Source organism: Parasphingorhabdus sp. JC815 (assembly GCF_040717415.1).
Lineage (GTDB): Bacteria > Pseudomonadota > Alphaproteobacteria > Sphingomonadales > Sphingomonadaceae > Parasphingorhabdus.
Window position 1 is genome coordinate 44,512 of record NZ_JBFEFM010000004.1, and the last position, 25,718, is coordinate 70,229.

A 25,718-nucleotide genomic window follows, 5' to 3' on the forward strand; every position below is an offset into this window, starting at 1 on the left:
TCATGGCTGACGGACATTTCACCGGGCTTTATGTCTGACCCGTCTTTTCTTTCCGCCGAAGAACGACGTGAAGAACGGCCGGCAAAGGAAACGTGGCCAAAGCAGATAGTCGCTGTGATAGGTCGCACCGCCGTCGGGGTTTATACTGATGGCTTCACTTTTGCAGGAAACTTTGCCTATCTTTCGCTATTGGCGGTTTTTTCATTTTTTATTGTTGCCGCCGCGATTGTCGGCAGCTTTGGCCAGACCGCTATCGGGACAGATTTTGTCGAGGCTTTCCTAAGGACCGTTCCCCCATCAGTTGCACGCGCACTGCATGATCCGATCAGCGCCGCGATGACAGCGCGGACTGGTCCGTTGTTGTGGTTTAGTGCAGCCGTTGGCCTGTGGACCACAGCCAGTCTTATCGAAACAATCCGCGAGATACTCCACCGTGCTTATGGAATAACGGCGCAGCGGGCGTTTTGGGAATATCGGCTAACCTCTATCGGGCTAATCATTTTATCCGTATTTTTGGCGATGCTGGCGCTTAGTACACAATTTGTCATTGCCGGGATCAGCGAGTTTCTTAATGCTTTTTTCCCGCATCTGATCCAGAGTTCAACATGGTTCTCACTTTCGGGCATCTTTCCGTTTCTGACCCTGTTTTTAACTCTCTATATTTTGTTTAGACTGCTTACTCCCCGCCAATACCGACCACGCATTTATCCTAAATGGCCGGGCGCTGTTTTCATTAGCGGCTGGTGGTTGCTTATCACCGGCTTTCTACCGCTATTCCTTAAATATGCATCCAATTATCAACTGACTTATGGCAGTCTTGCCGGGGTGATAATCACACTGATTTTTTTCTATCTGATCGGCCTTGGCATGGTGATTGGTGCTGAACTAAATGCCGCTCTGGCTGATCGACCACATAACGAAAAGACGGATTTATGATATATTACTGATGATTCTCTGGAACATCAGCGACATGAACGCTATTGAGCTTGATATATTAGACATAAAAGGACTGGCAATGAATGGACTTATGAAGGGCAAGCGCGGCCTGATCATGGGGTTGGCGAACAATAAATCGTTGGCTTGGGGCGTAGCCCAAAAGCTTGCCGAGGCAGGCGCGGAACTGGCGATCAGCTATCAGGGCGAAGTTATGGCCAAGCGGGTTAAGCCACTGGCGGCAGAACTGGGCTGTGATCTCCTGCTGGATTGCGATGTATCCGATATGGGACAGCTCGACAGAACATTTGCCGAGCTAGCTGAAAAATGGCCAACAATCGACTTTATTGTCCATGCGATCGGCTTCACCAACAAGGACGCCCTGCGCGGTAAATATTTTGATGTAACGCTTGATGACTTCCTGATGACTATGAACATCAGCGTTTACAGCTTTACCGCCGTCGCCAAACGCGCCGCTGCGATGATGAAACCGGGCGGTTCCATGTTGACCCTGTCCTATTATGGCGCGGAAAAAGTCATTCCCCATTACAACGTCATGGGCGTTGCAAAGGCGGCGCTGGAGACATCGGTCAAATATCTTGCCAATGATGTCGGCCCCGACGGTATCCGGGTCAATGCGATTTCGGCTGGACCGATCAAGACTTTGGCAGCATCCGGCATCGGGGATTTCCGTTATATCCTGAAATGGAACGAATATAATGCGCCGCTGCGCCGGAATGTGACGATTGATGATGTCGGATCATCCGCACTTTATTTGCTGTCCGACCTGGCATCCGGAGTGACCGGAGAGACACATCACGTTGATGCCGGTTATCATACGGTTGGCATGAAACAGGAAGATGCCCCCGATATCGCGCTGGATTGATGATAATAAGAGCCGAGCAACCCGGCGACGAAACATCAATGTTTGCAGTTAACCAATCGACTTTTCAACGAACGCCGAAGCAAGGCTTGTAGATATGTTGCCCGCGGACGGCGATTTATATTTTTCGCATGGGGCTGAAATCGATTTTTGCCAAAACGGATGAATGGCAGTTGATGATACTGCTGGGCGAACCGGAATTATGAACAGTTGAGCCTTTCCGTTGACGATGCGAAACCATTTGCTTCCCCTTATGCAGGCTCCTATTTTCAAGCACTCTGGCTTGACGAAGCAGTGCAAAAGCCGCAGTCAGGTCGAGCTGAATATGCGCCCGTGTTTGGTCGACTGTAAAAACAACAAATGCGCTAATGAATGAGGGTTTATGAGTTTTAATAGTTTCGGCCACGTTTTTCGCTTTTCCACTTGGGGAGAGAGTCATGGACCTGCTCTGGGTGCGGTTGTCGATGGCTGCCCTCCGGGTTTATCACTTAGCGAAGCCGATATTCAGCCGTTTCTGGATGCGCGGCGACCCGGCCAGTCAAAATATACGACGCAGCGACAAGAACCTGATCAGGTCAGGGTCCTGTCGGGCGTGTTTGAAGGTAGAACTACCGGCACACCTATTTCGCTGATGATCGAAAATGTCGATCAGCGGTCCAAGGATTATAGCGACGTCGCCAAAGCCTATCGCCCCGGCCATGCCGATTATGCCTATGATGCCAAATATGGTTTTCGTGATTACCGTGGCGGTGGCCGGTCCAGCGCCCGTGAAACAGCATCGCGGGTAGCTGCAGGAGCAATCGCTAGATTAGTTATCCCGGAAGTTTCAATCCGCGCTTGGGTGGCAGAAATTGGCGGCGATGCGATAGATATGGCGAATTTTGACGCCAATGAAATTGGCAATAATCCGTTTTTCTGTCCCGATGCACAGGCCGCGAAACGCTGGGAAAAGCTGGTCGACGGCGCGCGCAAGGATGGCAGCAGTATCGGCGCTGTTATCGCATGCGAGGCAACCGGCGTCCCGGCGGGATGGGGGGCACCGGTTTATGCAAAGCTTGATAGCGAGCTTGCTGCCGCAATGATGACCATCAATGCAACCAAAGGCGTAGAAATTGGTGACGGCTTTGCCGCTGCCCGTCTGCGCGGCGAGGAAAATGCTGATGCCATGCGCCCCGATAAAAACGGGGCCGGCCCCGAATTTCTCTCCAACCATAGTGGCGGAACAGCGGGCGGCATTTCCACCGGACAGCCGGTTTTCTGCCGCATCGCATTCAAACCGACCAGTTCCATTCTAACACCGGTGGACACAGTTACCCCCGAAGGGGAAGCAACCCAAATTAGCACCAAGGGCCGCCACGATCCCTGTGTCGGCATACGCGGTGTGCCTGTAGTGGAAGCTATGATGGCATTAGTTCTAGCGGATCAAAAAATGCTGCATAATGCCCAGTGCGGATAAGTAACCTTCAATGATCGACCTCGTCCTACATGTCGTTGATGACTATATTCAGGCGCATAAGGCGATCATCGGCCTCGTTATTCTGGTGTTTTTGTTCGCCGGTTTCATCATGGAACGTTTCCCTGCGGCTGTTGTTGCGGTGCTTGGTGCCTGCACTTTCCTGCTCCTTGGCATCATCGATTCAGATGGTCTGTTTTCGGTTTTCTCCAACACCGCACCGATCACCATTGCCGCCATGTTCATCCTGTCTGGCGCACTGTTGAGAACCGGCACGATTGACGCCATTGCAGGATTCATCATTGAACGTGCCAAAAAAAGGCCAAAACTTGCTGTCGTAGAGATGTTCTTCGGCGCATTTATTGCTTCAGCATTCATGAACAATACACCCGTGGTGCTGGTGTTGATCCCGATTATCATCCGCTTGTCCCGCGCGACCGGAATTTCATCCAAAAAGCTGCTTATTCCGCTTAGTTTCATCTGTATATTGGGCGGAACTACGACATTGATCGGGACATCAACAAACCTGATCGTCGATGCCGTGGCTCAAGATAACGGTATGGAAGGTTTCGGAATTTTTGAAATCTCGCCTTACGGTCTGGTAGCAGCACTGGCCGGAACGCTTATGATATTATTGTTCAGTAGTTGGCTGTTACCTGATGGTCAGGTCGGCGGCGCATTTGATAGCAGCGATGAAAGTGATTTTCTTACCGAACTAACCGTGCGTACAAGGTCATCTGTAATTGGCAAATACCTCCCGGACATACCGGTATTCCGGCGGGCGGGTGTAAAGGTTTCCACGATCATCCGGCTCAGCACATATATCCGACATGACCTGGACTATCATGAATTGCGTGCCGGAGACCGCATAGTTGTGCGGCTTGACCTCGCAGAGCTTATATCACTACGATCATCGGAAGATTTCAAAGTCGGCATTGTCCGGTCAGGTGACGTCGGACCGTTGGGCGAAGAACTGGTCGAAGCGACGGTAGCCCCCAGCCATCCCAGTATCGGCAACCGCCTATATGATATTCCCTTTCTCAGCCGTTTAAATGTGCGGCTATTAGGGATGACACGGTATCGCAACTTACCGCGATCCGATTTGGCTAATGCGCGCATCCATGCCGCTGACCGCTTACTCGTCACCGGGTCGAGCAAGGATATTCAGCGGATGTATGAAAACCCCAATCTGTTCGGTGTCGGCCAGACCAAAATCCGCGCCTTCCGGCGGGATCGCGCACCGATTGCGATTGGCGCGCTCGTCGCTGTTGTTGTCCTGGCCGCCCTGAATATTGTTCCGCTACCGGTCGCGGTTATATTGGCGGTTGGCGCGATATTGCTGGCACGTTGTATAGATGCAGAAGAAGCATGGAGCGCAATTGACGGCAATGTGCTGGTGTTGATTTTCGCGATGCTGGCGGTCGGCCTCGGTCTGGAAAAAGCCGGTAGCGTTGACCTGATTGTCAATCAACTTACACCCTTGCTGCAAACGATACCTCCATGGACACTGGTATTCGTTGTATATGCATTGTCGGTTATCATGACCGAAATCGTTACCAATAATGCTGTTGCCATACTCATCACGCCGATTGCGATTGCCATAGGTCATGATATGGGGGTTGATCCCCGGCCATTGGTGATCGCCGTCATGTTTGCTGCCTCCGCGAGCTTTGCAACGCCAATCGGATATCAGACTAATACGCTGGTTTACGCAGCCGGTAATTACCGGTTCACGGATTTCTTCAAAGCCGGTATCCCCGTCACATTTGGCGTGGGGCTGGCCTCCTGTCTTGCCATTAGTTTCTGGGTCTGAGCCGAGGCGGAAACGGTTGCCCTATGGGTTTGGCCCAGATACACCTGAAATATAGTTGTGGCAGAATGCCAAATAATAATAGTCTTTAGGGGTGCGTAATATGCTGACTTTCTGGTTCAAAATACCGCTTTGGCAGAGAGTTATCGGCGCATTGATATTGGGTATAATTACCGGTTTCCTTTGGGGACCGGAAGCAGAATCGATCAAATGGATTGGTGATTTCTTCATTAAATCGATCAAAATGCTGGTCGTGCCACTGATCTTCTTCTCTCTTGTCGCTGGCATTGCCGCCATTGGAAATATCCGAAAACTGGGCAGCGTCGGTGGGCGTGCGATGTTATTATTTATCATTACGGGCCAGATTGCCGCATGGCTGGGTCTTGCGCTCGGTTCTTTGGTAAAGCCAGGAGCCGGAGTTGTGGTCGATGCTATCGAGAAGGGTGAAACACCCAAGCCCAACAATACCAGTGCGGTAGACATGATCCTGTCGATCGTACCCGATAGTCCGGTACAGGTCATGGCGGATGTCAATGTTTTGCCTTTGATCGTTTTTGCGCTGCTTATTGGCATCGGCATATTAATGGCCAAGGAAGACGGTAAACCGCTCGCTAAAATTTTTGATAGCGGTGCGATTGTGATGCAGAAAGTCACCCTTATCGTAATGGAGCTCACCCCTTTTGGCGTGTTTGCGCTTATGGCGTGGGTCGCAGGCGTTTTGGGTATGGATGCGCTTCAATCACTCGCCTGGCTGGTCGGCTTAAATTATTTTGGCTGTTTGCTGATCATCCTTGTCGTTTATAGCTCGATGATAAAATTTCTTGCCAAATTACCGGTCATAGACTTTTTCCGCGGCATTGTTGATGCGATGGTCGTTAGCTATTCCACCGCATCATCCAATGCGACTATACCGGTTACGCTCAAGTGCACACAGCGCAATCTGGGAGTCTCGCAAAGCGTATCAAGTTTTGTCGTTTCGCTAGGCGCGACGATAAACATGAACGGCACTGCCATGTATTTGGGCTTGGCTACCTTATTTGGTGCCCAGATTTTTGGAGTTGATCTGAGCTGGGGCGATTATCTGATGATTACGATCACCTCTACTCTTGGAGCCATTGGCGCTGCGGGTATTCCCGGCGCGGGCCTTATCATGATGGCGCTGGTTTTTGGCAGTGTCGGCGTACCGCTTGAAACCATAGCCTTTGTAGCCGGTGTGGACCGGATTATGGATATGATGCGTACAACTACCAATGTCTCCGGGGATGCCGCCGTAGCAACAACGGTAGCGGTTATGACAGGTGAGATTGATACCGCGGAAATGATCTCTGCCGATGATATTTAATAGCGATATTTAAATATATGCCAGCCGGTTTGCTGCGAGTGAGTGAGAGCATCACTGTGAATCGCTACTCCAGAATATATGGATAAATAGCAGAATAATATTTCCAATGTTTATCCCGGTCATAGTTTGCGTATAAGTGCCGTATGATCCAAAATCATCGCTACGACTTCAAGACATGTTTTATCGCGATGCTTGCATCTTTATGCTTGTCATCCTGCGGTTTGTCAGGCGATCAGGATCAAGTCCATGTAACGGTGATCGAAGATGCAGAACCCGTAATCAAACCCGTTGGCATAAATCTAAACTATGCCTCCGCTACGACCCGCGCAGCAATAGCCAAGGGTCTGGTCGGCCTTGATGAGGAAGGCCGCATTGTCCCGGCACTGGCAGTCCGCTGGATCGTGACCGATGATGGTTTGAGTTATATTTTCCGGTTGAACGATACGTATTGGAACGATGGGCGTGAGGTCACCGCAGAGCGAGTGGCAAAATTGTTACGGCAACGGATTAGAGAGTTACGCTCCAGCCGGTTGAGCCAGGATCTGGAGGCAATTGCAGAAATTGTCTCGATGACAGGCCGGGTAATAGAAATTCGTTTAAAATCTCCGCATCCGAACTTTCTACAGCTTATAGCGCAACCTGAAATGGGGTTATTTCGCGCTGGCCATGGCGCTGGCCCGATGAGTGTATTGAGCAATGGTCGCGTATATACATTGGGCATTTCCAATCAAAGCCCCACAGAAAATGAGGAGAATGATGGAAATAGCGATCGGGATGCCGATGAAGATTCCCAAAACGAAGATATGGACGAGGATCCCCGCCAGATCACCCTGCGTAGCGAAAACGCTGCAAAAGCACTCGCGCGATATACATCCGGCCATACTGATATGATCTTGAACGGAAAATTCCATCATCTGCCACTGGTTGACGAAGCTGGCGTGAACAGTAATGATTTATATCTGGATCCTGTGGCGGGCCTGTTCGGGCTGAAATTTATAAAAGCCGACGGTTTCTGGGCCTTGCCCGCAAACCGCGAGATATTGTCAATGACTATTGACCGTCCAGCGCTTTTGACGTCTTTTCCTAAGGTATCAGCATGGCAAAGCCGTCACAAAATCATTCCCGATGCCTTGAACGTTAGTGGTATTAACGCCAGACCGGACTGGTCCGGTATGACCATGCAGGATCGACAAGCATATGCGCGCGAACATGTCCGCCGCTGGGAAGCGTTGGAAGGCCAGGTTCCCCCTTTGACAATCGCTTTACCGGATGCCGCCGGTGCAGACATATTATTCTTGCGTATCCGCTCTGATTTACGCCGCGCAGGACTGGATGCCCGTAAAATCACTTTGAGAGATCAGCGGAAAAACGGCGAGGCCGACGTGCTCCTCATGGATGAAATCGCGCCTTATGACAGTGCCCAATGGTTTTTATCCCGCCTGACCTGCTCGCATAGCCCGGTTTGTCTGAACGATGCTGATGATAAAATCGCCATGGCCAACGCTGAAGTGAATTTGCAAACCAAGGCCCGGCTTTATGCCGAAGCCGAAGTTCTTTTGGTTCAGCATTATAGTTTCATACCTCTGGCCGTTCCGGTTCGCTGGTCTATTGGCAAGCCCGGCACACGCGGATTTGCAGTTAACCAGCGCGGGTGGCACCCATTGAATTATCTCGTCGGGATTCCTATTTCCTAGTAATAAAGCAAATATCGCTTTGGAACTATTACGGAAGGTCGCATGGCAATTTCGGAAGAGAAATTAAGGCGTTTGGCCGAACAGCTGCCCGATGTCAGCCGCGATCCGCAAGCTGTGCGTACCCGTGTCGAGGCGATGGAGAAAGTGCTGGAACGCGCCTTTGTCGTTCCCGGTATTAACAAGCCCGTGGGGGCTGATGCTCTGGTCGGCCTAATCCCAGTAGTCGGTGATATAGTGACCGCAATCATGGGGGCTTATATTGTATGGGAAGCCCGCAATCTGGGGATGTCCAGATGGCAGATCACCCGCATGGCGACCAACGTCGGCATTGATACCGCGCTGGGCGCAATTCCGTTAGCGGGCGATGCTTTTGACTTTTTCTGGCGCTCTAATACGCGCAACTTGCGGATCATCCGCAAACATCTCGACAAGCATCACCCCGGCACTCGCACGATTGATGGGTGAGTTTACGCTCCTCGCCATATCTTAACCGGTTTATTATCCTGCACCGCTTTCATATGGCCGGGACAGCGTCGGGGCCGGAAACTTTTGCCCAGACACAGCCGCACATCTTCTAGCCAGCCACGCCGGTTGACTTTAAGCCGCATCATATCTGGTTCCAGTCCATCATTGGCTGACGCAAAGGCCACACGAAATTCACCAGCGGTCAGCGGCTTACGTGACAGGCGGTCCATATCGGGATACTGCACTGCACCAAACATGATCCGCGAAACACGAAAATAGGTCCCAGGATTTCTGGTCATGCAAGTGCCGTGTTTGGCCCATTCGCGGGCCATCAGGCGCACTGATGGCATCATGCAAAAGTTACGCTTAACAACCGCCGGAGGGAGCGGTTTCGTTGCACGGCACCACTGCGGATAAGAAAGCCCTTGTCCGTCGGGCCAAAGGCCATGCAAGATGAAACCAAAGCTGCCATCATCACCGCTACACTGGGTTTTATGCCGCCTATCATCCTTGCGTAACCGACAAAATTCGGGCGACCAGCTCATCGCGAGTGTATAGCCTGTTATCTCCATGGTCCGGCGCGGCTCATCGACCGGTTTACGGGCCGGTGCGGGTGATGGCACTTTGGAAGGCGCGCGGCATTGATAGGATTGGGCTATCGCCGGTACTGTTGGAAGCACACACAGAGCCATCACCCCTGCACACACCCACACGGCCCGCCGGATTAAGCCAAAGTCGGCGCGTGCATCAGATTTGAGCAAAATCCAACCCGATGTCCGCTGCGGGCGCTGATTGCGTTAAACGGCCAACCGAAACAAAGTCCACACCGGTATCCGCCTTTTCAAAAATAGTTTCCAGCGTGATACCGCCAGACGCCTCTACCGGCACACGCCCGCCGATCAGCGTTACTGCGCCGCGCAAGATGGCCGGTTCCATGTTGTCGAGCAATAAATAGGTTGCACCGGCAGCGAGAGCAGGTTCGATCTGGTCAATCTTGTCTACTTCAACGATAATCTTTTCAATGCCTGCATCAACTGCACGTTTAACCGCTTCACCAATGTTTCCCGCAACCGCGACATGATTATCTTTTATCATAGCCGCATCCCACAATCCCATGCGATGATTTTGCGCGCCGCCCATGCGGGTGGCATATTTCTCAATCATGCGAAGGCCGGGAATCGTTTTGCGCGTATCAAGCAATATGCAACCTGTACCATATATTTTTTGCACATATTCATTGGTCATCGTCGCAATACCGGAAAGATGTTGCACCGTATTAAGTGCGCTGCGTTCTGCGGTCAGCATCGCGCGCCCCTGCCCTTTCAAGCGCATGACTTGGGTTCCAGCGTCCACAGCCTCACCTTCCTGCACCAGAATTTCGATCTCGACTTCAGGGTCGAGTGAACGGAAAAAAGCTTCTGCGATCGGCAATCCTGCGATCACCACGGCATCACGGCTACTCATAACGCCGGTAAACATCGCCTCAGCGGGGATAACCGCTTCGGACGTCACGTCACGCCCGCCTTCTCCGGGCGGTGCGCCAAGGTCTTCGGTCAGTGTGCGGCGCACAAAGTCATCAAGGTCAAAAGAGTCCAAAGCAAAAGTCAATTCATCTCGCCTTTCATTTTCAGCTTAAAGTCGCTCAACCGCACTTCCAGTTCCTCCAATGAAGGGCCGGATAATTGCGTTCGTGCCAATCGAACCATGGTCTGTGCTTCCAGAACCAGTAAGTCAGATCTTTTGCGGGAACGACACGCACTACTCGCGGCATAAAGCGCGTCGATAAACTTAAGTGAGGCCACAGCGCTGGTTGCTGCTGCGCTACGGATGACTCCAAAACTGCGTTGCACATAATGGTTGAAATCATCGCTGAGCGGTTGAACGCAGTCCCAGTCATAATCCTCCTGCTCAGGCCCCCTGTCAAGGTCACGCCGCGCCAGTTCCGCCACCGCTGCCCCTGTCCAATGCATGGCTGTAACCGCTGTAAAAGGGTCGTTTATGCCCGGTGACAATGCGCGCAATGCAATCTCGGCCAGCTCATCAATCAGATATTCCAGATCTTGTGTTGCCGAGCGCATTCCTCCTGTGCTGATACAGTTACGGATTTTTCTGGAAATATCGTCGGTGAGATCGATATTGCTAACCTCAACTAGCGGAACCAGCGGGTGGATGAAATCACCCGTGCGGATTTTAATCGCTATCGTCGCGCCGCAGTTTCTTGCAATGTCATCCAAACCGTCAAAATCAATTATTTTGACATAGCCCACACTGGTAGCAACAACCTTTTCGCCGGGTGACTGCTCTCTTGGTTCGCGTTCTTGTGCGTCGGTCGGAAACCGCTCCTTGATATCATGGATAAGCCGTTCGCCAATACCTTGTAGTACCGTATTGATCCGGATACTCGCCGGAATATGGTGCAGGAAGTATACCAGAACCGCGACCGAAAATATCGCTAATATCATGCCCACCATCAACGACAATTGAGGTGTAAAGCCTGGTAAGGCGGTCGCCCCGGCGCTCATGGAGCTAGCCGCCGCCTCATTCTCATTCCGCACAGTACGCAGCACCATAAGGGAATAGGTAAACGTCGCTATAAAGACACCTAAAGAGAGCTGATTACCGCGATCTTCCATAAAATTGGTAAGCAATCGCGGCCCGTAGTTACCCGAGGCATAGGCCACAGCAGCAATAGTAATCGAGAAAACTGTAGCAGCAATACCGATCATTGAGCCGGCAATTACAGTAAATGTCGTTCTGGCTCCTTCGGGACGGCTAGGGTGCATCCAGTCAAACTGCTGTAGCCACTCCGCTGCGCCATTGCGATCCAGATAGACTGTCAGCAATGCAAGGAGGCCGGCCAGTATCGAAAAAAGTGCAGGAAAAAACCAGTAGCTGGCATTGATCGAGACCAATAATGAACGAATACGCGCGATCATATCGCAAACATATCGTGCAAAATCATCACATCAGCACCTTTTGGGGGACGGGTGATCGCAACTAACCTTCATGTGCCAAATCAGTTGGCCCCAAGTCCCCCTGCCCAACGGTCGCGCTGGCCATTTCCATCATTCTGTCTATCGACTTGCGAGCCTCAAGCCGCAATTCCTCATCCATCTCGATGCGAGGTTCCAGATCGCGCAGCGCAACATAAAGCTTTTCCATCGTGTTAAGCGCCATATACGGACATATATTGCAATTACAGTTGCCGTCCGCACCGGGTGCACCGATAAAATTCTTCTCCGGCACCGCTTTTTCCATCTGGTGGATGATATGCGGCTCGGTTGCCACAATCACTGTGCCACTGTCGGATTCTTTGGCAAATTTTAAAATTGCACTGGTCGAACCCACCATATCGGCATGATCCAGAATATAGGCAGGACATTCCGGATGCGCGGCAATCGGCGCGCCGGGATGCTGCGCTTGCAATTTTAACAGTTCGGTTTCGCTAAACGCTTCATGGACGATGCAGACACCGGGCCACAACAGCATGTCACGCCCGCTCTTCTTGGAAATATAGGCGCCAAGATGTTTATCAGGTCCAAAAATAATCTTCTGGTCCAGCGGGATTTGCGACAGAATATGTTCGGCAGACGAACTGGTTACGATAATATCTGAAAGCGCCTTCACCTCCGCAGAGCAGTTGATATAGGTCAGCGCGATATGATCGGGATGTTCGTCCCGAAACGCTTTGAACTTGTCGGGCGGGCAGCTATCTTCAAGGCTGCATCCCGCGTCCATATCCGGTAGCACAACAATTTTCTCAGGCGACAGGATTTTGGCCGTTTCCGCCATGAATTTTACACCGCAAAAGGCGATAACATCAGCATCTGTCTCTGCTGCCTTACGCGATAGCTCAAGACTGTCACCGACAAAATCGGCAATATCCTGTATTTCCGGTTTCTGGTAATAATGGGCAAGGATAATCGCATTACGCTCTTTGCGTAGCTTGTTGATTTCCTCAATAATATCCACTCCGGCTAGACTGCCGCCAATTCCGCCACGTGCGTCCATTGTTTCTTCCTTATAAGTAACTTGCCGCCGCTATGCCATGAAGAAGCAGCGAAGATCAATCATCTATGCGGAACTTCATAATCCGCGCTGTCACGGCCTGATCCGCGTCCATTCCGCCTATAATATAGTAATCATTACCCGCTTTTACGAGCCCGCGATGATCCATGCTCGGTTCTGGGAGTTTGCCAAGTTCAATCCACTGGTCCGTTTTTAGATCATATCCGAAGATCCGGTCCGTTGGTTTTGACCGGACACCGTCATAGCCGATTCCATCGTAATTATACGGATTATCACCGCCGCCAGCAAACAGGATCAGGCCGCGATCCTTATCGCCCATTGCCGCCATGCGGTATAGCGGGGCGCCGGGATGAGCGGCCACTGCACGCCATGTTATATGCGCCGGATCATCTGCATCAATATCACCGCGCCATGCAAACGGGGCAGCGACAAATTTACGTTTTCCATCGACCAACCCGGCCACGGCTACGCCATCGCTTATAATCATGCTGTTACCCGCAATGCCGCCGGCGTGGCCAAATACAGGCGTTCCGGGAAACTCGTTCGCCATCTGCCATGTATCAGTTTGCGTGTCATAAAGCTGGACCAGAGCAACGTTACCTTCATTATGCCAGCCAGATACCAGATAAATATAACGTTCACGGTAAGGCAGAGCGACCATATCATCCACTGGCGTCGGCATATCGGAAAGACGTGCATATTCTTCTGTTTCAGGATCAAATATAAACAGCTCGGGTGCCGAAACCTCGGCTCCGTTTTCTGCAACAGTATAGCCACCGAAAATATAGATTTTACCGGCCACAGTAACAGCAGTGCTAGCCAGCCGCCCATCACTTACCGGCACAGACGCAATTTCTTTGCATGTTTTTAACCCGATATCACATGCAAAGGCGGCGTTGCTAGTATCTTGCCAAGTTTTACCGGATTTCAGGCCGTTAAAGCTATAAATCGCCTGATTCCTGCCCGCCAATGCAACTGCATTATTGGTTATCGGGACGGGTAGCGCAAATTCAGTGGCTGTGGATTGCTGTTCATCTTCCGCTTGCTGACAGGCAGCCAACATTAGCACACATAAACCGATCCAAAGGCTCCTCATCTTGCATCATGCCTGTCTTTTTCCGCCAACACTTCCTTGATTGAGCGGGATACGTCCCAGCGATCTATATTGCCATTACCCCGTTCGTATGGAAAAAACGCATCAACTTTAGCATCCAGTCCGGCTGCGCGCAATGGCAAGACAAAACTTGATTCCACCGCCCGCCGCGCCGCATCACGCGCCAGCCGCATCTGCAGAGGATTTTTTGCTTGCTTCGCCAGTTCAGCCACACCTTTTTTCCGATTGGCTTCATCGAGCGTCTTTTCCGCATCGGTCAGGGCTAATAATATACCGCCTTCGCCATAGCTTTGAATACGGTCAATCTGCACCTCTGGCCGGGCAATTTCTATTGGTGGCATCTCCACGGAGAGCGTGTTTGTTTCTGCATCCCAGCGGACATTATCAGCATCCAGCTTTGCAAGATCGACCTCATAACGCACTGCCCCCGGCATGATCAGAGTCTTGCGCGCCGATAGCCCCATACGCGTCATTGTGGTCGTAACAGTCGCATTATAGCTTGCGGAAAAAACCGTCAGGCGGTTCTGTTCACGCAATCCGTCCAGGCTGGCGCTGGCAATAGATACGGGATCAGGACTAAAGCCGCTTTCAAATTTTGAGAGCAAACCCCATGACAATGCGCCGATGATTACCAAAACACCAACCATGATCGCCATGGGTATGGCGATGCGGCGGTTCATGTGGACATTTGCCATATATCGCCATCTTCACCGACAATCCCCCTGTTCTGCAAGTCGATCAGATGCGCCCGGACGGATTGACCGGCCGCTCGTTTCAAGCGGGGATCAAGCCCTTTATACATTTGTGTGACCATATCGGGAATAGCCGCTGCGCTGCCTTCAAGAAGTTTTAATATTTGTCGCTCGCGCTGTTTGCGATGGCCCATCATACCGCGGACCAATTGTCGGGGCTTCTCTACTTTCTTTCCGTGTGCGGGGTAATATATCTTGTCATCGCGCTCATAGATTTTCTGCAAGCTGGCCATATAATCAGCCATATCGCCATCAGGTGGAACGATAACACTTGTCGACCAGGCCATGACATGATCGCCAGTAAATAATGCGCCAGATTCTTGTAAAGCGAAACACAGATGATTGGATGTATGACCCGGCGTCGCCACCGCTTCGATCGTCCAGCCATCACCCGACACGGTTTCACCATCGCTCAACACACGGTCAGGATTATAATCCTTGTCGAAACTTTCATCTGCGCGCGGCCCATCATCTTCCAGAACCAGAGGCGCACAACCGATAATCGGTGCGCCTGTGCGTGCTGCCAGCGGTTTTGCAGCCGGACTATGGTCGCGGTGGGTATGGGTGCACATGATCGCAGTGATTTTTGTATCGCCGACCGCCGCCATTATAGCGTCAATATGTCCATCTATCACCGGGCCGGGATCAATGACCGCCCGGTCACTGCCGTTGCCGACAATATATGTTTGTGTGCCGGTATAGGTATAAGGGCTAGGATTGCCAGCCAACACCCGGACGACTAGCGGTTCCAGTTGTTCCGAAATACCAGTCGGGAAACTATCGGGGTCAAATTCTGTGCTCATGTTCAAGATGTGGCATGTTTACACCAGAAAACAACCCGAATTTCATCGCAAAATCGGAAGATCCGCGCTTTTCGCCTTTTATATTCCGGTCAGGCTTCAACTTTCGCAGTGTGCATGCCGTCTTTTTCGTTGCAAGCCGCCGTCTTTATCTGTTCGTGCTCTACTATTTTCAACGCATTTTTCAGCAACGGTTGCTTTTCCTGAATCGGGCAACCTGTCATATTGGCCCAGACCAGATTACCCATCCCGCCCGTAGTAACCGCTGCTATATTTACGGATGTGCACTCAGGCTTGGCACTGTTCACGCTCATGGATCGGTTAGCGTTATTAGCGGATGCAAAAGATGAATTGAAGCTAATTTGCGATGCTGACCAAAACCGGCCTGCGACGGTTTGTGTCTTAATGGCTTTTTCCTGGCCTATCCGCCGGGCCTCTCGTTCGGCTTGACGCGCTTCATATTCCGCTTCTTTTACCGCCTTTTCTATCTCGTGCTGGGCCTCTCTAAAAGCACGCTCAATTTCCAACCGCGTTTCATGATCTAGAGGAGCTTTTGCTGACCGCTTTTTCTTCCACTCATTTTCCACCTGCTTCATTTCCCGTGCGGCTTCAGCAAGCTTGGCGCGAATTGCATGGCGCTCTATTTCTGATTGCTTAAGGCTCTCTTCTGCTTCACGCCGGGATTCCTCGGCTTCCTCAACCATTTTCCGGACTTCATCCTTATTGAGATCTTTGTTGGTTCTAAGAATGATAGTCCGGCCATTATGTTTAATTTTGTGAACAAACTCATCGCCGTTCGCTATGACTTTGCCCCAATCCTTTTCGCCGTTCAGTATCGTTATGGCTTGATTTCCGTCAGCTGGATCAAAATTTCTGGATTTCAACGAATCGCTATTGACCGGCTCTACCGGAGCCATATGCGGCAGGTTTGCACTGTGCGGCGCACCCACTTTCTGCAAAGTGCTCGTCATTTCCTGTTTTTGCTGATTATTTTCTGAAAGAGAATATCTACTATCGCCGGTATTATAATCATTCCCAGCACCGGCGCTGACAACGGCGACGCTATTGCCGATCTGATCCTCATCCGGTTGCACTTCGACGGCATAGGTCACCGTGGCTGTTAACGGCAATGCAACAACCGTGCTGACCCCAACCATCAAAGCACCCATCCGCTTACGCAAAACCGACTTTTCAGTCTGCCCCAGCATTTTCAGCCGATCCTTGATTTTATTCTTTTGATTCAACGGACTTGCAAGGCCTAGTTGATGGCCGGATACGGATTTCGCGATCGTCCGGCCATATACCCCGCGCAGCTCGCGACCGCCATTTTGCAGAACACGAGCATCACAAGCGGTTTCCTGATCCTGCCGAAATGCGATCCACGCATACCATGCCACCGGGTTAAACCAGTGTAATGACAAAACCAACAGACCAACGAAATTGGCCATTAGATCACCCGATTCATGATGGGAAATTTCATGTTCCAATGCCAGTTCACGCTCACGTGGCGCAAAATCCCGAAAGAAATTGGTCGGCACTGCTATATATTTTTCCAGCAATCCAAAAGCCAAAGGCCCGCCCACTGCCGCTGTTTCAAGGATTTTTATCCGTCCATGCCGTCCGACAAGTTTACCATCGGAGACTATATCCTCGCGAAACTGAAAATAACCCGCCAGTTTGCTTATAAATAGCATGCCAGCACCGCCAATCCATACCACCAAAGCGACCATCATCCAATCGATCGAGCCAAGCGCACTAACCGCAGCAGACTTGTCCGAAGCGACGATTGCGATGTCCGAAAACAACGGCGACGCCGCTGCTGTTTGCGCGGATGTTTGCATTGTTTCAACAGGCGCTGGGGCTTTTATCGTCAGGGTAGGCATGAACAGCCGGGCAAGCGGCAACGCCCAGAGCAAATAAGCGATATGTGCACCAAAATAATGGCTTACCGGCTTTCGGACCATCAGCACCAGAGCCATCAGAAGCGTCATTGACACCATTGTGTCCATCACCCAGTTGGTCATCCCTTCAACTCCCTCAAAAGCTCTTCAATTTCCTTTATATCATCCGCGCTTAGCTGATCCGCTTCGGCCAGATGCGCCACCAGCGGCGTCACTTTACCTCCGAAAAGGCGATCTACAAACTTGCGGGAGACACCCGTCAGATACGCATCACGCTCTACGAGTGGGGAATATAGAAAACGCCGACCATCACGTTCTGTACCGATAGCCGCTTTGGCAGCCAGACGGGACAAAAGCGTCTTGACGGTTTGCAACGACCAGCCTCTGGCATCACCTATACGGTCAGCCACTTCTGTCGCAGTCAAAGGTGCCTTTTTCCAAAGCACCTCCATGACTTCATGTTCGGCATCGCTGATACGTTCGACCATGTCCAGACACTCCCAATAATCCCAGAAATAGAATCAACAGTGACTACATGTGTAGTTTCATTTGCCAAAAATGTAAATAGCCTTCATCTTTTAGGCATCTTTCTGGCATTTTTTGTTAATCTGCTGAGTGGCGGTTCGCGTTGGAGCGGACAGCTTGCCATGCGGGGCAATCGAACAGCACCTGTAATCTGTCGATAAACTTTACAACAGCAATATAGTTAAAGCGATTTTAACTATACATCATGTTGAAATATAATATAAATCAAAAACTGGCACAGGGAATGCAGTGATATAGGGGTTCCTACGTTTCACTACCCATGAAACACTTTACGAGGGGCGGCATACTGGTCTGTGCCGCCCCCCTCCCAAATAAACGTCTTTATGGAACTGCTACAAAAATACCGGCATTCCTGCATCGCAGAAAACCGGTATCTTTTCCAGTAAGGCTCTAATGAATCGGGCCACATCGGCACGAAGAGCCAGTGATTATATGCAGAATTATTGCTCGGTAGACTTAAAAAACACCGTCACCGGACACACTAACACCGCGCTTTAGCTTGCCGCAGGCGCGACCTTTTTTTCGGCCATTAATTCGCCCAGCTCGCCTGCTTCATACATTTCCATCATAATATCGCTACCACCAACAAATTCGCCTTTGACATAAAGCTGGGGGATGGTCGGCCAGTCGGAAAACTCTTTTATTCCCTGGCGCACTTCCATATCCTGAAGCACATCGAAAGATTCAAAACCGACACCGAGATGCTCAAGGATCGCAACTGCTTTGCTTGAAAAGCCGCATTGCGGAAAAAGGGGCGTTCCCTTCATGAACAGGACCACGTCATTCGACTGGACCATTGTGTCAATTTTCTGGTTTACGGCGTCACTCATCTTCATTCTCCATTTCAGGTTCTATTCCGGAACCCCGGTGGTTAATTGCAGCGCGTGCAGCTCTCCGCCCATTTTACCTTTTAGAGCCGCATATACGGCCTGATGCTGCTTTACCCGGTTCATACCTGCAAAAGCGGGCGTTAAAACCGTTGCTGCATAATGATCTCCATCCCCGGCAAGGTCCTGTATGGTAACCTCGGCATCGGGAAAAGCTTCAAGGATCATTGCCTTGATATCGTCACTTGCCATTGGCATATTAAATTATCCTATGAAGCCTCTTCAATATACTGACGCCGCGCCTCGACCATTTTGTTGGACAGCTCTGTGCGTATACCGGCATCATCAATTTCAACCCCGGCGGTTGTTAGATCACCTAGTAGCTTGCGAATAACATCTTCATCACCGGCTTCTTCAAAATCCGCCTGAACAACCGCCTTGGCATAAGCGTCCGTTTCTTCAGCTGTAAGACCCATTTTTTCAGCAGCCCATTCACCAATAAGGCGATTGCGCCTTGCGGTTAACCGGAACTGCATTTCTGCATCGCGCGCGAATTTATTCTCAAACGCTTTTTCACGATCTTCAAAGCCAGTCATAATTTTCCCTAATTAGCGTTTATCCATTACTGGATCTTGTTGAATAGAAATAGGCATTGCCCGCACAGTCGGCAAGAGGCCCGTAAAAATCATTCTGCCACTTTCACCACCAGCTTACCAATCGCACCGCGATCTGCTAATTTCTGAATCGCTTTTCCAGCATCAGCAAAGTCGAATACTTCCGATACGCGTGGTTGAATCTTGCCCTGGTCCCACAGTTTGAACAAATGGTCGATATGTGCCCGATTACCAGCAGGGTCGCGCGCTGCATAAGCGCCCCAGAATACTCCGCAAACATCACAGGACTTCAGCAAAGTCAGATTAAGCGGTAATTTTGCAATGCCGGCAGGAAAACCGACAACCAGGAAACGTCCCTCCCATGCAATGGAACGCACTGCCGGTTCACTGTAATCGCCGCCAACCGCATCATAAATTACATCTGCGCCATTGGGGCCGACAGCCTCCTTGAACTGCGTCGCCAATGCTTTGGACTGGTCTTTGTCAAAAGGCGCGCGTGCGTAAACAACCGTTTCATCCGCGCCAGCCGCTTTGGCAAATGCGGCTTTCTCTTCAGAGGATACCGCAGCTACAACCCGAGCGCCAAATGCTTTACCCAGCTCAACCGCTGCGATACCGACGCCGCCGGACGCTCCAAGCACCAGTAAGGTGTCGCCTTCTTTGATATGCCCGCGATCGACGAGCGCGTGGATCGACGTGCCATAGGTGAGTATCAATGCAGATGCGTCTTCAAAGCTGACACTATCGGGAATCTTGAATAGGCTGTTTTCGTTAACCGCCACTTTTTCAACCAGACCGCCATGGCCGGTTGTGGACGCCACACGGTCGCCCACGGCAAAGCCGTTCACCCCTTCGCCAATTTCGGTAATGATGCCCGATACCTCTCCGCCGGGCGCAAAGGGCCGGGGTGGTTTGAATTGATAGAGATCCTGGATAATCAGGACATCGGGATAGTTGATCGAACAGGCTTTGACATCAATGACCACCTGCCCCTTGCCTGCTACCGGACTATCAACCTCAAGCATTTCCAGACTATCGGGACCGCCAACCTTTGTAGACATTAATGCCTTCATTATCTTCTCCTGTTATAATATTTCTGGCCAGTTAAATCCGGCCTTAAAAATGATCTGACCTTATAGTGATACAGCTATTCCGCCACTGGCCTGTGCCATGGCTGCACAGAATCAATATGTTGTTCATGAGCTTTTATGGCATTGGACTTGGCCATTGTCAGGTCAATTTCATCAAGCCCTTCCATCAAACATTTTTGCCGGAAAGGGTCCATGGTGAACGAAAAACGATCCTGAAACGGGGTCGTCACACTCATGCTTTCCATATCTATCGTGATCGGGTCGGTCTTTGCGACCTCCATCAACCGGTCTATCGCCTCTTGCGGAAGCGCGATGGCAAGCAGACCGTTCTTGAAAGCGTTGCCGGAAAATATGTCCGAAAAACTGGGAGCAAGTATCGCCTTGATACCCATATCTTCCAGCGCCCATGCCGCATGTTCGCGACTGGATCCGCACCCGAAGTTATCACCGGCAATCAAGATAGGAGCCCCGGCATATTCGGGATCATCAAACACATTACCCTCTTGTGCACGGACCGTTTCAAACGCACCCTGGCCCAGCCCTTCCCGCGATATGGTTTTAAGCCATGCCGCGGGAATAATCACATCGGTATCGACATTTTTCTGACCAAAGGGAATAGCACGCCCCTCGACCTTTTTTACCGGCTTCATTCTTCTTCCTCTTCAATAGCATCATCAACCGGCTCATTTTCATAGCGGATGCCCGCTTTCGGCTTGGGAGTTTTAAATTCATCCAGCTTACGCATCTTGTGCCGCCCGGCATAGATTAACGCCGCTGCAATCGCAGCCGAGCCGACCGCCGCGCCGACTTTGGCACCGGTAGTCCATTTGTCATTTTTACTATCACCGCCCTTGGTATCGGTTTTCTTTGATTCAGAACCTTCAACTTCAGGCTGTTTCTTGTCATCTGCCATAGCTAAATCTTATCCTAGTTCACGAATATCTGTAAGCTTGCCCTTAATCGCGGCGGCTGCGGCCATTTCAGGAGACATGAGATGGGTTCGCGCACCCGGCCCTTGACGCCCGACAAAATTGCGATTGGATGTCGACGCACAGCGTTCACCCGGCGGTACTTTATCCGGATTCATACCAAGACAGGCCGAACATCCCGGTTCACGCCATTCAAAACCCGAATCAATAAATATCTTGTCCAGCCCTTCTTCCTCGGCCTGCGCTTTCACAAGTCCCGATCCGGGAACGATGATCGCCCATTTTATGCCAGCGGCAATTTTGCGGCCTTCCAGCACTTTTGCGGCAGCGCGCAGATCTTCTATCCGGCTGTTGGTGCAACTACCGATAAAAATATTTTCCACCGCCACATCGCTTAACGCCTGCCCGGCTGAAAGCCCCATATACTCCAGAGACTTACGGGCCGCATCCTGTTTGGAAGGATCTGCAAAACTCTCAAGATCGGGGACATGGCCCGTAACCGGAACAACATCTTCCGGACTGGTGCCCCATGTTACGGTTGGCACAACATCGGCTGCGTTGATCGTAACGCTTTTGTCGAATGTTGCGCCTTCATCGGTTGGCAATGTTTTCCAATATGCGACCGCAGCATCCCAATCAGCACCTTTCGGAGCCATCGGGCGACCTTTCAGGTAAGCAAAGGTTTTCTCATCCGGTGCGATCAATCCTGCGCGAGCGCCCGCTTCGATTGACATATTGGCTATTGTCAACCGCCCCTCGATCGACATCTGATCAAAAACCTCTCCGCGATATTCGATTACATGGCCGGTTCCGCCCGCCGTGCCAATCACACCAATGATATGAAGGATCAAATCTTTGGGGCTGATACCGGGGCCAAGCAAGCCCTCAACCCGGATCTCCATGGTTTTTGAGCGTGACAATTGCAGTGTCTGCGTCGCCAGAACATGTTCGACTTCACTGGTTCCGATACCAAAAGCCAGCGCGCCCAATGCGCCGTGGGCCGCCGTATGGCTGTCGCCGCAGACCAATGTCGTGCCGGGTAGCGTAAACCCTTGTTCGGGACCGATAACATGGACAATGCCCTGCTCCTTGTCGCTGGCACCGATATATTTGATACCATTTGCAGGCGCATTGGCCTCCAGCGCTTCAAGCTGAGCCGCGCTTTGCGGGTCGGCAATGGGAATCTTATTACCATCGGCATCAATGCGCGCTGTTGTCGGCAGGTTATGATCGGGAACAGCGAGTGTCAGATCAGGTCGTCGCACCTTGCGACCGGCCTTGCGTAGCCCTTCGAACGCCTGTGGGCTGGTAACTTCATGCACCAGATGGCGGTCGATATAAATAAGCGCAGTGCCATCATCGCGCTGATCCACTACATGCGCGTCCCAAATTTTCTCATACAGGGTTTTTGCTTCGGTCATTCCTTATTTATACCGTCCTTATGTATCTATATGGCTTTATAAATCTATATGGTGCCCCGTTTACCGAGATCAATTGGCCTTGCAAGGGAGAAGTGTCTTCAAAAGCACTTCCGAAAGGCGTATTCTCATCCCATGAGTCTATTTGCAATCCTTGCTACCATATTTGCTTCTGTCATAGCGATGGAGATTGTCGCTTGGTCTGCACACAAATATATCATGCACGGTTTCGGCTGGAGCTGGCACCGCGATCACCATGAACCGCATAACAAACTGCTGGAGAAAAATGACCTTTACGGCATAGCCGGTGCGCTGATGAGCATTTCGATGTTCATGGTCGGCAGCCCGATGATTATGGGCGCTGCTGCGTGGGAGCCGGGCACATGGATCGGGCTGGGCATATTATTCTACGGTATTATTTACACGTTAATCCATGACGGCCTGGTGCATCAACGTTACTTTAAATATGTTCCGAAGCGAGGCTATGCCAAACGCCTTGTGCAGGCGCATAAACTGCATCACGCCACCATCGGCAAGGAAGGCGGCGTGAGCTTCGGTTTTATATTTGCCCGCAATCCGGCAAAGCTGAAAGCCGAATTAAAGGTTCAGCGCGAAACCGGAAAAGCTGTGGTCAGGGAGTCTGCCTGACCAACAGCGGATCTTAACCTGCCAGTTCTACCCCGCCAACGTGGGAACAACCGGCCCACCCAGTTCAATCGCTTTCTTGTAAGCCGCCCGTGCCATCATCCGCTTGCCATAAGCCATGGAAGCGGGACGATTGGCAAGCATCCCGCCCGCCATCGCCAGTTCGATGACATAGGTGATATTGATATCGGCGCCCGTGAACCCGTCCCCGACCATATATTCACGATTGTCGAGATGATGCTCTACATAGTCGAGCAGCTTGACCACCTCTCCTTCAACAAACGGTGCATAGCCCTCACCCAGTCCGCCAAAACGGGGAGCAAGCATCTGGATAATAACCGGATTGGCCAATGTCCCTTCGGCAAAATGCAACCATTCGAGATATTCGGCGCGATCCTTTGACCCCACCGCCGGAGCCAGCCTGCCTTCGCCATATTGTTCCAGAATATATTCAATAATTGCGCCCGATTCCATCATCAGATGGTCATCGACAATAACCGTCGGCGCTTTGGCCAGCGGATGTATCGCCGCGAGGTCTGCTTGTGCCCGCATGGTTTCAGGATGCCGTTGATGCCGCACCATATCGTATTTCAGGCCCAATTCCTCAAACAGCCAGATAATCCGGGTTGAGCGGCTATATTCCAGATGGTGCAGTTTGATCATGGTGGTCTCCTGTGGTTTTTCCTAGAGCCTAGATGGTGTCTGTAGGACAAACAACAAAAACAGTGTTTGCCGCTCTATTAACATCATCGCCATGCTGCAAACGCCATCATCGCAGGCACAAAATGACTGTGGCTTTAAGACCCCGTCAATCAGTGCCCGATGACGCCCAGACTTTCAAACGGCCGATCATTTTCGCTATATTTCTCGACCAATGTCGCGCTGGCTTGATTCAGGCCGATTACCTCAACCTTTTTGCCCTCACCTTTTAGCCGGTCGACAATCTTGTCGAGCATACCCGTCGCCGAAATGTCCCAGAAATGCGCGTCGTGCACATCAATGATCACCGTATCAATGCCTTCTTCGTTAAACTCCATTGCCTCATAAAGCATATCAACAGAGCCAAAGAAAATCTGACCGGCAAAGACATAGCGGTGCGTTGTCACTTCGATAAAATCCTGAATAGTGACAAGCTGACGCACCTTCCATGCGAAGAATATGCCAGAGAGCAAGACACCCGTCAGCACCCCGATGGACAAATCATGCGTGGCCACCACCATTACAACAGTTGCCAGCATAACGACATTGGATGGCCACGGGTGATGGGCAGCTTCGACAAAGCTTTTCCAGCGGAACGTGCTGACCGACACAAATATCATTACAGCGACCAGGGCAGGCATAGGGATTTGCGCTACTAGCGGCCCCAATCCGACAATCAGAACCAAAAGCATCACGCCTGCAACAAAAGTAGAAAGCCGCCGACGGCCACCTGATTTAATGTTGATGACAGACTGGCCGATCATCGCACAGCCGCCCATGCCGCCGATCCAGCCAGTGATGAAATTGGCAATGCCCTGCCCATAGGTTTCACGCCGTTTATCGCTGCGTGTTTCTGTCATATCATCGACTATTGAAGCGGTGAGCAGCGATTCCAGCAAGCCGACCGCAGCCATCGCCAGAGAGAAAGGCGCAATAATCTGCAAAGTTTCCCAAGTTAGCGGAACCTGCGGAATATGTAGCCATGGCAAGCTGTCGGGCAATTCACCCATATCGCCGACGGTCGAAACATCCACTTTGAAATATATGCTCACCCCCGCCAGCACAATGATCGCCGCCAGTGGTGATGGCACCAAACTGGTCAATTTTGGCAAGCCATAGATAATCGCCAGACCGGCAGCGACCATCGCATAGGTCTGCATAGTAAAGGCTTCGCCGGTCAACTGGGGAAGCTGCGCCATGAAAATCAGGATCGCCAGTGCGTTGACAAAGCCGGTAATCACCGACCGCGATACAAAGCGCATCAGCAGATCGAGCCTTAATAAAGCGGCAATCCCCTGAAAAACGCCCATTAATATCGTTGCGGCGAATAGATATTCGACGCCATGATCGCGCACCAGCGGAACCACCAGCACCGCGACAGCCGCGGTTGCGGCGCTAATCATGCCCGGACGCCCACCGACCATAGCGATAATCACCGCAATCGAGAAACTGGCATAAAGCCCTACACGCGGATCAACCCCGGCAATGATTGCAAAACCGATGGCTTCGGGAATCAGGGCCAAAGCCACAACCAGTCCGGCCAGAAATTCGGTTTTCGGATTGGAAAGCCAGTCGCGTTTGAAATCGCTGTGTATCGCCATGCTATTGGCCCCCGCTGAATGTATTTTTAGATTGAAATGCTGCGCTGCAACATCACTGGTCGCGGCTTTAATCTATTGATTAGACGGGGTCAAGCACACGGCCCTATTCCATGTTTGAACGATGAGCGCGTGATTGTGAGGGCCCCGCTATTCAGACCTCGCTATTCAGACC

The 25,718-nt window shown here is 51.3% G+C and carries 26 protein-coding genes; 8 read left to right on the forward strand and 18 right to left on the reverse strand.

The window, feature by feature from the left end; all coding sequences use genetic code 11:
- Positions 1-30: 30 nt before the first annotated feature.
- From AB1K62_RS10125 to AB1K62_RS10155, 7 genes are all read left to right on the forward strand, one after another.
- Positions 31-936: a YihY/virulence factor BrkB family protein gene (locus tag AB1K62_RS10125; RefSeq protein WP_367003426.1), complete on the forward strand. Its 906-nt coding sequence runs from the start codon at positions 31-33 to the stop codon at positions 934-936.
- Positions 937-1,015: 79 nt separating this feature from the next.
- On the forward strand, positions 1,016-1,819 hold the full coding sequence (fabI, locus tag AB1K62_RS10130; protein ID WP_367003685.1) for an enoyl-ACP reductase FabI: 804 nt from the start codon (positions 1,016-1,018) through the stop codon (positions 1,817-1,819).
- 379 nt (positions 1,820-2,198) lie between these two features.
- Complete coding sequence (gene aroC, locus AB1K62_RS10135; protein WP_367003427.1) at positions 2,199-3,272, forward strand: chorismate synthase; 1,074 nt, start codon at positions 2,199-2,201, stop codon at positions 3,270-3,272.
- Positions 3,273-3,282: 10 nt separating this feature from the next.
- Positions 3,283-5,082, forward strand: a complete 1,800-nt coding sequence (locus AB1K62_RS10140; RefSeq protein ID WP_367003428.1) for an SLC13 family permease — start codon at positions 3,283-3,285, stop codon at positions 5,080-5,082.
- A 100-nt stretch (positions 5,083-5,182) separates the two neighbouring features.
- Positions 5,183-6,421 carry a dicarboxylate/amino acid:cation symporter gene (locus AB1K62_RS10145; RefSeq protein ID WP_367003429.1) on the forward strand — a complete coding sequence of 413 codons (1,239 nt, stop codon included), beginning with the start codon at positions 5,183-5,185 and terminating at the stop codon, positions 6,419-6,421.
- Positions 6,422-6,564: 143 nt separating this feature from the next.
- Entirely contained in the window at positions 6,565-8,115 is a 1,551-nt protein-coding gene (locus AB1K62_RS10150; RefSeq protein ID WP_367003430.1) for an ABC transporter substrate-binding protein, read from the forward strand.
- A 42-nt stretch (positions 8,116-8,157) separates the two neighbouring features.
- The gene (locus tag AB1K62_RS10155) at positions 8,158-8,580 is read left to right on the forward strand and encodes a DUF4112 domain-containing protein (RefSeq protein ID WP_367003431.1); all 423 of its coding nucleotides are present in this window, start codon (positions 8,158-8,160) and stop codon (positions 8,578-8,580) included.
- A gap of 2 nt (positions 8,581-8,582) precedes the next feature.
- On the opposite strand, the gene AB1K62_RS10160 is transcribed toward AB1K62_RS10155, so the two are convergent.
- The 16 genes from AB1K62_RS10160 to leuC all read right to left on the reverse strand — a co-directional run bounded on the left by AB1K62_RS10160 (position 8,583) and on the right by leuC (position 22,604).
- Positions 8,583-9,260 (reverse strand): ribonuclease T2, encoded by a 678-nt coding sequence (locus AB1K62_RS10160; RefSeq protein WP_367003432.1) that lies wholly within the window; start codon positions 9,258-9,260, stop codon positions 8,583-8,585.
- 67 nt (positions 9,261-9,327) lie between these two features.
- Positions 9,328-10,188, reverse strand: coding sequence for a carboxylating nicotinate-nucleotide diphosphorylase (nadC, locus tag AB1K62_RS10165; protein ID WP_367003433.1), 861 nt, complete (start codon positions 10,186-10,188; stop codon positions 9,328-9,330).
- On the reverse strand, positions 10,185-11,516 hold the full coding sequence (locus tag AB1K62_RS10170; RefSeq protein WP_367003434.1) for a DUF2254 domain-containing protein: 1,332 nt from the start codon (positions 11,514-11,516) through the stop codon (positions 10,185-10,187). The genes nadC and AB1K62_RS10170 overlap by 4 nt, the downstream gene beginning before the upstream one ends.
- 61 nt (positions 11,517-11,577) lie before the next feature.
- Complete coding sequence (gene nadA / locus AB1K62_RS10175; protein ID WP_367003435.1) at positions 11,578-12,591, reverse strand: quinolinate synthase NadA; 1,014 nt, start codon at positions 12,589-12,591, stop codon at positions 11,578-11,580.
- A gap of 55 nt (positions 12,592-12,646) precedes the next feature.
- Complete coding sequence (locus tag AB1K62_RS10180; protein ID WP_367003436.1) at positions 12,647-13,705, reverse strand: hypothetical protein; 1,059 nt, start codon at positions 13,703-13,705, stop codon at positions 12,647-12,649.
- Complete coding sequence (locus AB1K62_RS10185) at positions 13,702-14,418, reverse strand: DUF4230 domain-containing protein (RefSeq protein ID WP_367003437.1); 717 nt, start codon at positions 14,416-14,418, stop codon at positions 13,702-13,704. Before AB1K62_RS10185 ends, AB1K62_RS10180 begins: the two co-directional genes overlap by 4 nt.
- Positions 14,400-15,278 (reverse strand): MBL fold metallo-hydrolase, encoded by an 879-nt coding sequence (locus tag AB1K62_RS10190; protein WP_367003438.1) that lies wholly within the window; start codon positions 15,276-15,278, stop codon positions 14,400-14,402. Before AB1K62_RS10190 ends, AB1K62_RS10185 begins: the two co-directional genes overlap by 19 nt.
- 89 nt (positions 15,279-15,367) lie before the next feature.
- Positions 15,368-17,299, reverse strand: coding sequence for a M56 family metallopeptidase (locus AB1K62_RS10195; RefSeq protein WP_367003439.1), 1,932 nt, complete (start codon positions 17,297-17,299; stop codon positions 15,368-15,370).
- A complete protein-coding gene (locus AB1K62_RS10200) occupies positions 17,296-17,664 on the reverse strand; it encodes a BlaI/MecI/CopY family transcriptional regulator (RefSeq protein ID WP_367003440.1) in 369 nt (122 codons plus the stop codon). The genes AB1K62_RS10195 and AB1K62_RS10200 overlap by 4 nt, the downstream gene beginning before the upstream one ends.
- Before the next feature lie 552 nt (positions 17,665-18,216).
- Entirely contained in the window at positions 18,217-18,552 is a 336-nt protein-coding gene (gene grxD / locus AB1K62_RS10205; RefSeq protein ID WP_367003441.1) for a Grx4 family monothiol glutaredoxin, read from the reverse strand.
- Positions 18,553-18,573: 21 nt separating this feature from the next.
- Positions 18,574-18,807, reverse strand: a complete 234-nt coding sequence (locus tag AB1K62_RS10210; protein ID WP_367003442.1) for a BolA family transcriptional regulator — start codon at positions 18,805-18,807, stop codon at positions 18,574-18,576.
- A gap of 11 nt (positions 18,808-18,818) precedes the next feature.
- Positions 18,819-19,145: a DUF1476 domain-containing protein gene (locus AB1K62_RS10215; RefSeq protein WP_367003443.1), complete on the reverse strand. Its 327-nt coding sequence runs from the start codon at positions 19,143-19,145 to the stop codon at positions 18,819-18,821.
- A gap of 89 nt (positions 19,146-19,234) precedes the next feature.
- Positions 19,235-20,236: an NADPH:quinone oxidoreductase family protein gene (locus AB1K62_RS10220; RefSeq protein WP_367003444.1), complete on the reverse strand. Its 1,002-nt coding sequence runs from the start codon at positions 20,234-20,236 to the stop codon at positions 19,235-19,237.
- A 74-nt stretch (positions 20,237-20,310) separates the two neighbouring features.
- Entirely contained in the window at positions 20,311-20,904 is a 594-nt protein-coding gene (leuD, locus tag AB1K62_RS10225; protein ID WP_367003445.1) for a 3-isopropylmalate dehydratase small subunit, read from the reverse strand.
- Entirely contained in the window at positions 20,901-21,167 is a 267-nt protein-coding gene (locus AB1K62_RS10230; RefSeq protein ID WP_367003446.1) for a hypothetical protein, read from the reverse strand. Before AB1K62_RS10230 ends, leuD begins: the two co-directional genes overlap by 4 nt.
- Before the next feature lie 9 nt (positions 21,168-21,176).
- The gene (gene leuC / locus AB1K62_RS10235; protein WP_367003447.1) at positions 21,177-22,604 is read right to left on the reverse strand and encodes a 3-isopropylmalate dehydratase large subunit; all 1,428 of its coding nucleotides are present in this window, start codon (positions 22,602-22,604) and stop codon (positions 21,177-21,179) included.
- Positions 22,605-22,736: 132 nt separating this feature from the next.
- Between leuC and AB1K62_RS10240 the strand changes: the two genes are divergently transcribed.
- Entirely contained in the window at positions 22,737-23,249 is a 513-nt protein-coding gene (locus AB1K62_RS10240; protein ID WP_367003448.1) for a sterol desaturase family protein, read from the forward strand.
- A gap of 27 nt (positions 23,250-23,276) precedes the next feature.
- On the opposite strand, the gene AB1K62_RS10245 is transcribed toward AB1K62_RS10240, so the two are convergent.
- On the reverse strand, positions 23,277-23,909 hold the full coding sequence (locus AB1K62_RS10245) for a glutathione S-transferase family protein (RefSeq protein ID WP_367003449.1): 633 nt from the start codon (positions 23,907-23,909) through the stop codon (positions 23,277-23,279).
- 149 nt (positions 23,910-24,058) lie between these two features.
- Positions 24,059-25,546, reverse strand: a complete 1,488-nt coding sequence (locus AB1K62_RS10250) for a SulP family inorganic anion transporter (protein WP_367003450.1) — start codon at positions 25,544-25,546, stop codon at positions 24,059-24,061.
- Positions 25,547-25,718 lie beyond the last annotated feature (172 nt).

What these genes read in the sequence shown, in the direction of transcription:
- AB1K62_RS10125 (WP_367003426.1), top strand. Translation starts at nt 31, where the DNA reads ATGTCTGACCCGTCTTTTCTTTCCGCCGAAGAACGACGTGAAGAACGG.
- fabI (WP_367003685.1), top strand. Translation starts at nt 1,016, where the DNA reads ATGAATGGACTTATGAAGGGCAAGCGCGGCCTGATCATGGGGTTGGCG.
- aroC (WP_367003427.1), top strand. Translation starts at nt 2,199, where the DNA reads ATGAGTTTTAATAGTTTCGGCCACGTTTTTCGCTTTTCCACTTGGGGA.
- AB1K62_RS10140 (WP_367003428.1), top strand. Translation starts at nt 3,283, where the DNA reads ATGATCGACCTCGTCCTACATGTCGTTGATGACTATATTCAGGCGCAT.
- AB1K62_RS10145 (WP_367003429.1), top strand. Translation starts at nt 5,183, where the DNA reads ATGCTGACTTTCTGGTTCAAAATACCGCTTTGGCAGAGAGTTATCGGC.
- AB1K62_RS10150 (WP_367003430.1), top strand. Translation starts at nt 6,565, where the DNA reads ATGATCCAAAATCATCGCTACGACTTCAAGACATGTTTTATCGCGATG.
- AB1K62_RS10155 (WP_367003431.1), top strand. Translation starts at nt 8,158, where the DNA reads ATGGCAATTTCGGAAGAGAAATTAAGGCGTTTGGCCGAACAGCTGCCC.
- AB1K62_RS10170 (WP_367003434.1), bottom strand. Translation starts at nt 11,516, where the DNA reads ATGATCGCGCGTATTCGTTCATTATTGGTCTCGATCAATGCCAGCTAC.
- nadA (WP_367003435.1), bottom strand. Translation starts at nt 12,591, where the DNA reads ATGGACGCACGTGGCGGAATTGGCGGCAGTCTAGCCGGAGTGGATATT.
- AB1K62_RS10180 (WP_367003436.1), bottom strand. Translation starts at nt 13,705, where the DNA reads ATGAGGAGCCTTTGGATCGGTTTATGTGTGCTAATGTTGGCTGCCTGT.
- AB1K62_RS10185 (WP_367003437.1), bottom strand. Translation starts at nt 14,418, where the DNA reads ATGGCAAATGTCCACATGAACCGCCGCATCGCCATACCCATGGCGATC.
- AB1K62_RS10190 (WP_367003438.1), bottom strand. Translation starts at nt 15,278, where the DNA reads ATGAGCACAGAATTTGACCCCGATAGTTTCCCGACTGGTATTTCGGAA.
- AB1K62_RS10195 (WP_367003439.1), bottom strand. Translation starts at nt 17,299, where the DNA reads ATGACCAACTGGGTGATGGACACAATGGTGTCAATGACGCTTCTGATG.
- AB1K62_RS10200 (WP_367003440.1), bottom strand. Translation starts at nt 17,664, where the DNA reads ATGGTCGAACGTATCAGCGATGCCGAACATGAAGTCATGGAGGTGCTT.
- grxD (WP_367003441.1), bottom strand. Translation starts at nt 18,552, where the DNA reads ATGAGTGACGCCGTAAACCAGAAAATTGACACAATGGTCCAGTCGAAT.
- AB1K62_RS10210 (WP_367003442.1), bottom strand. Translation starts at nt 18,807, where the DNA reads ATGCCAATGGCAAGTGACGATATCAAGGCAATGATCCTTGAAGCTTTT.
- AB1K62_RS10215 (WP_367003443.1), bottom strand. Translation starts at nt 19,145, where the DNA reads ATGACTGGCTTTGAAGATCGTGAAAAAGCGTTTGAGAATAAATTCGCG.
- AB1K62_RS10220 (WP_367003444.1), bottom strand. Translation starts at nt 20,236, where the DNA reads ATGAAGGCATTAATGTCTACAAAGGTTGGCGGTCCCGATAGTCTGGAA.
- leuD (WP_367003445.1), bottom strand. Translation starts at nt 20,904, where the DNA reads ATGAAGCCGGTAAAAAAGGTCGAGGGGCGTGCTATTCCCTTTGGTCAG.
- AB1K62_RS10230 (WP_367003446.1), bottom strand. Translation starts at nt 21,167, where the DNA reads ATGGCAGATGACAAGAAACAGCCTGAAGTTGAAGGTTCTGAATCAAAG.
- leuC (WP_367003447.1), bottom strand. Translation starts at nt 22,604, where the DNA reads ATGACCGAAGCAAAAACCCTGTATGAGAAAATTTGGGACGCGCATGTA.
- AB1K62_RS10240 (WP_367003448.1), top strand. Translation starts at nt 22,737, where the DNA reads ATGAGTCTATTTGCAATCCTTGCTACCATATTTGCTTCTGTCATAGCG.
- AB1K62_RS10245 (WP_367003449.1), bottom strand. Translation starts at nt 23,909, where the DNA reads ATGATCAAACTGCACCATCTGGAATATAGCCGCTCAACCCGGATTATC.
- AB1K62_RS10250 (WP_367003450.1), bottom strand. Translation starts at nt 25,546, where the DNA reads ATGGCGATACACAGCGATTTCAAACGCGACTGGCTTTCCAATCCGAAA.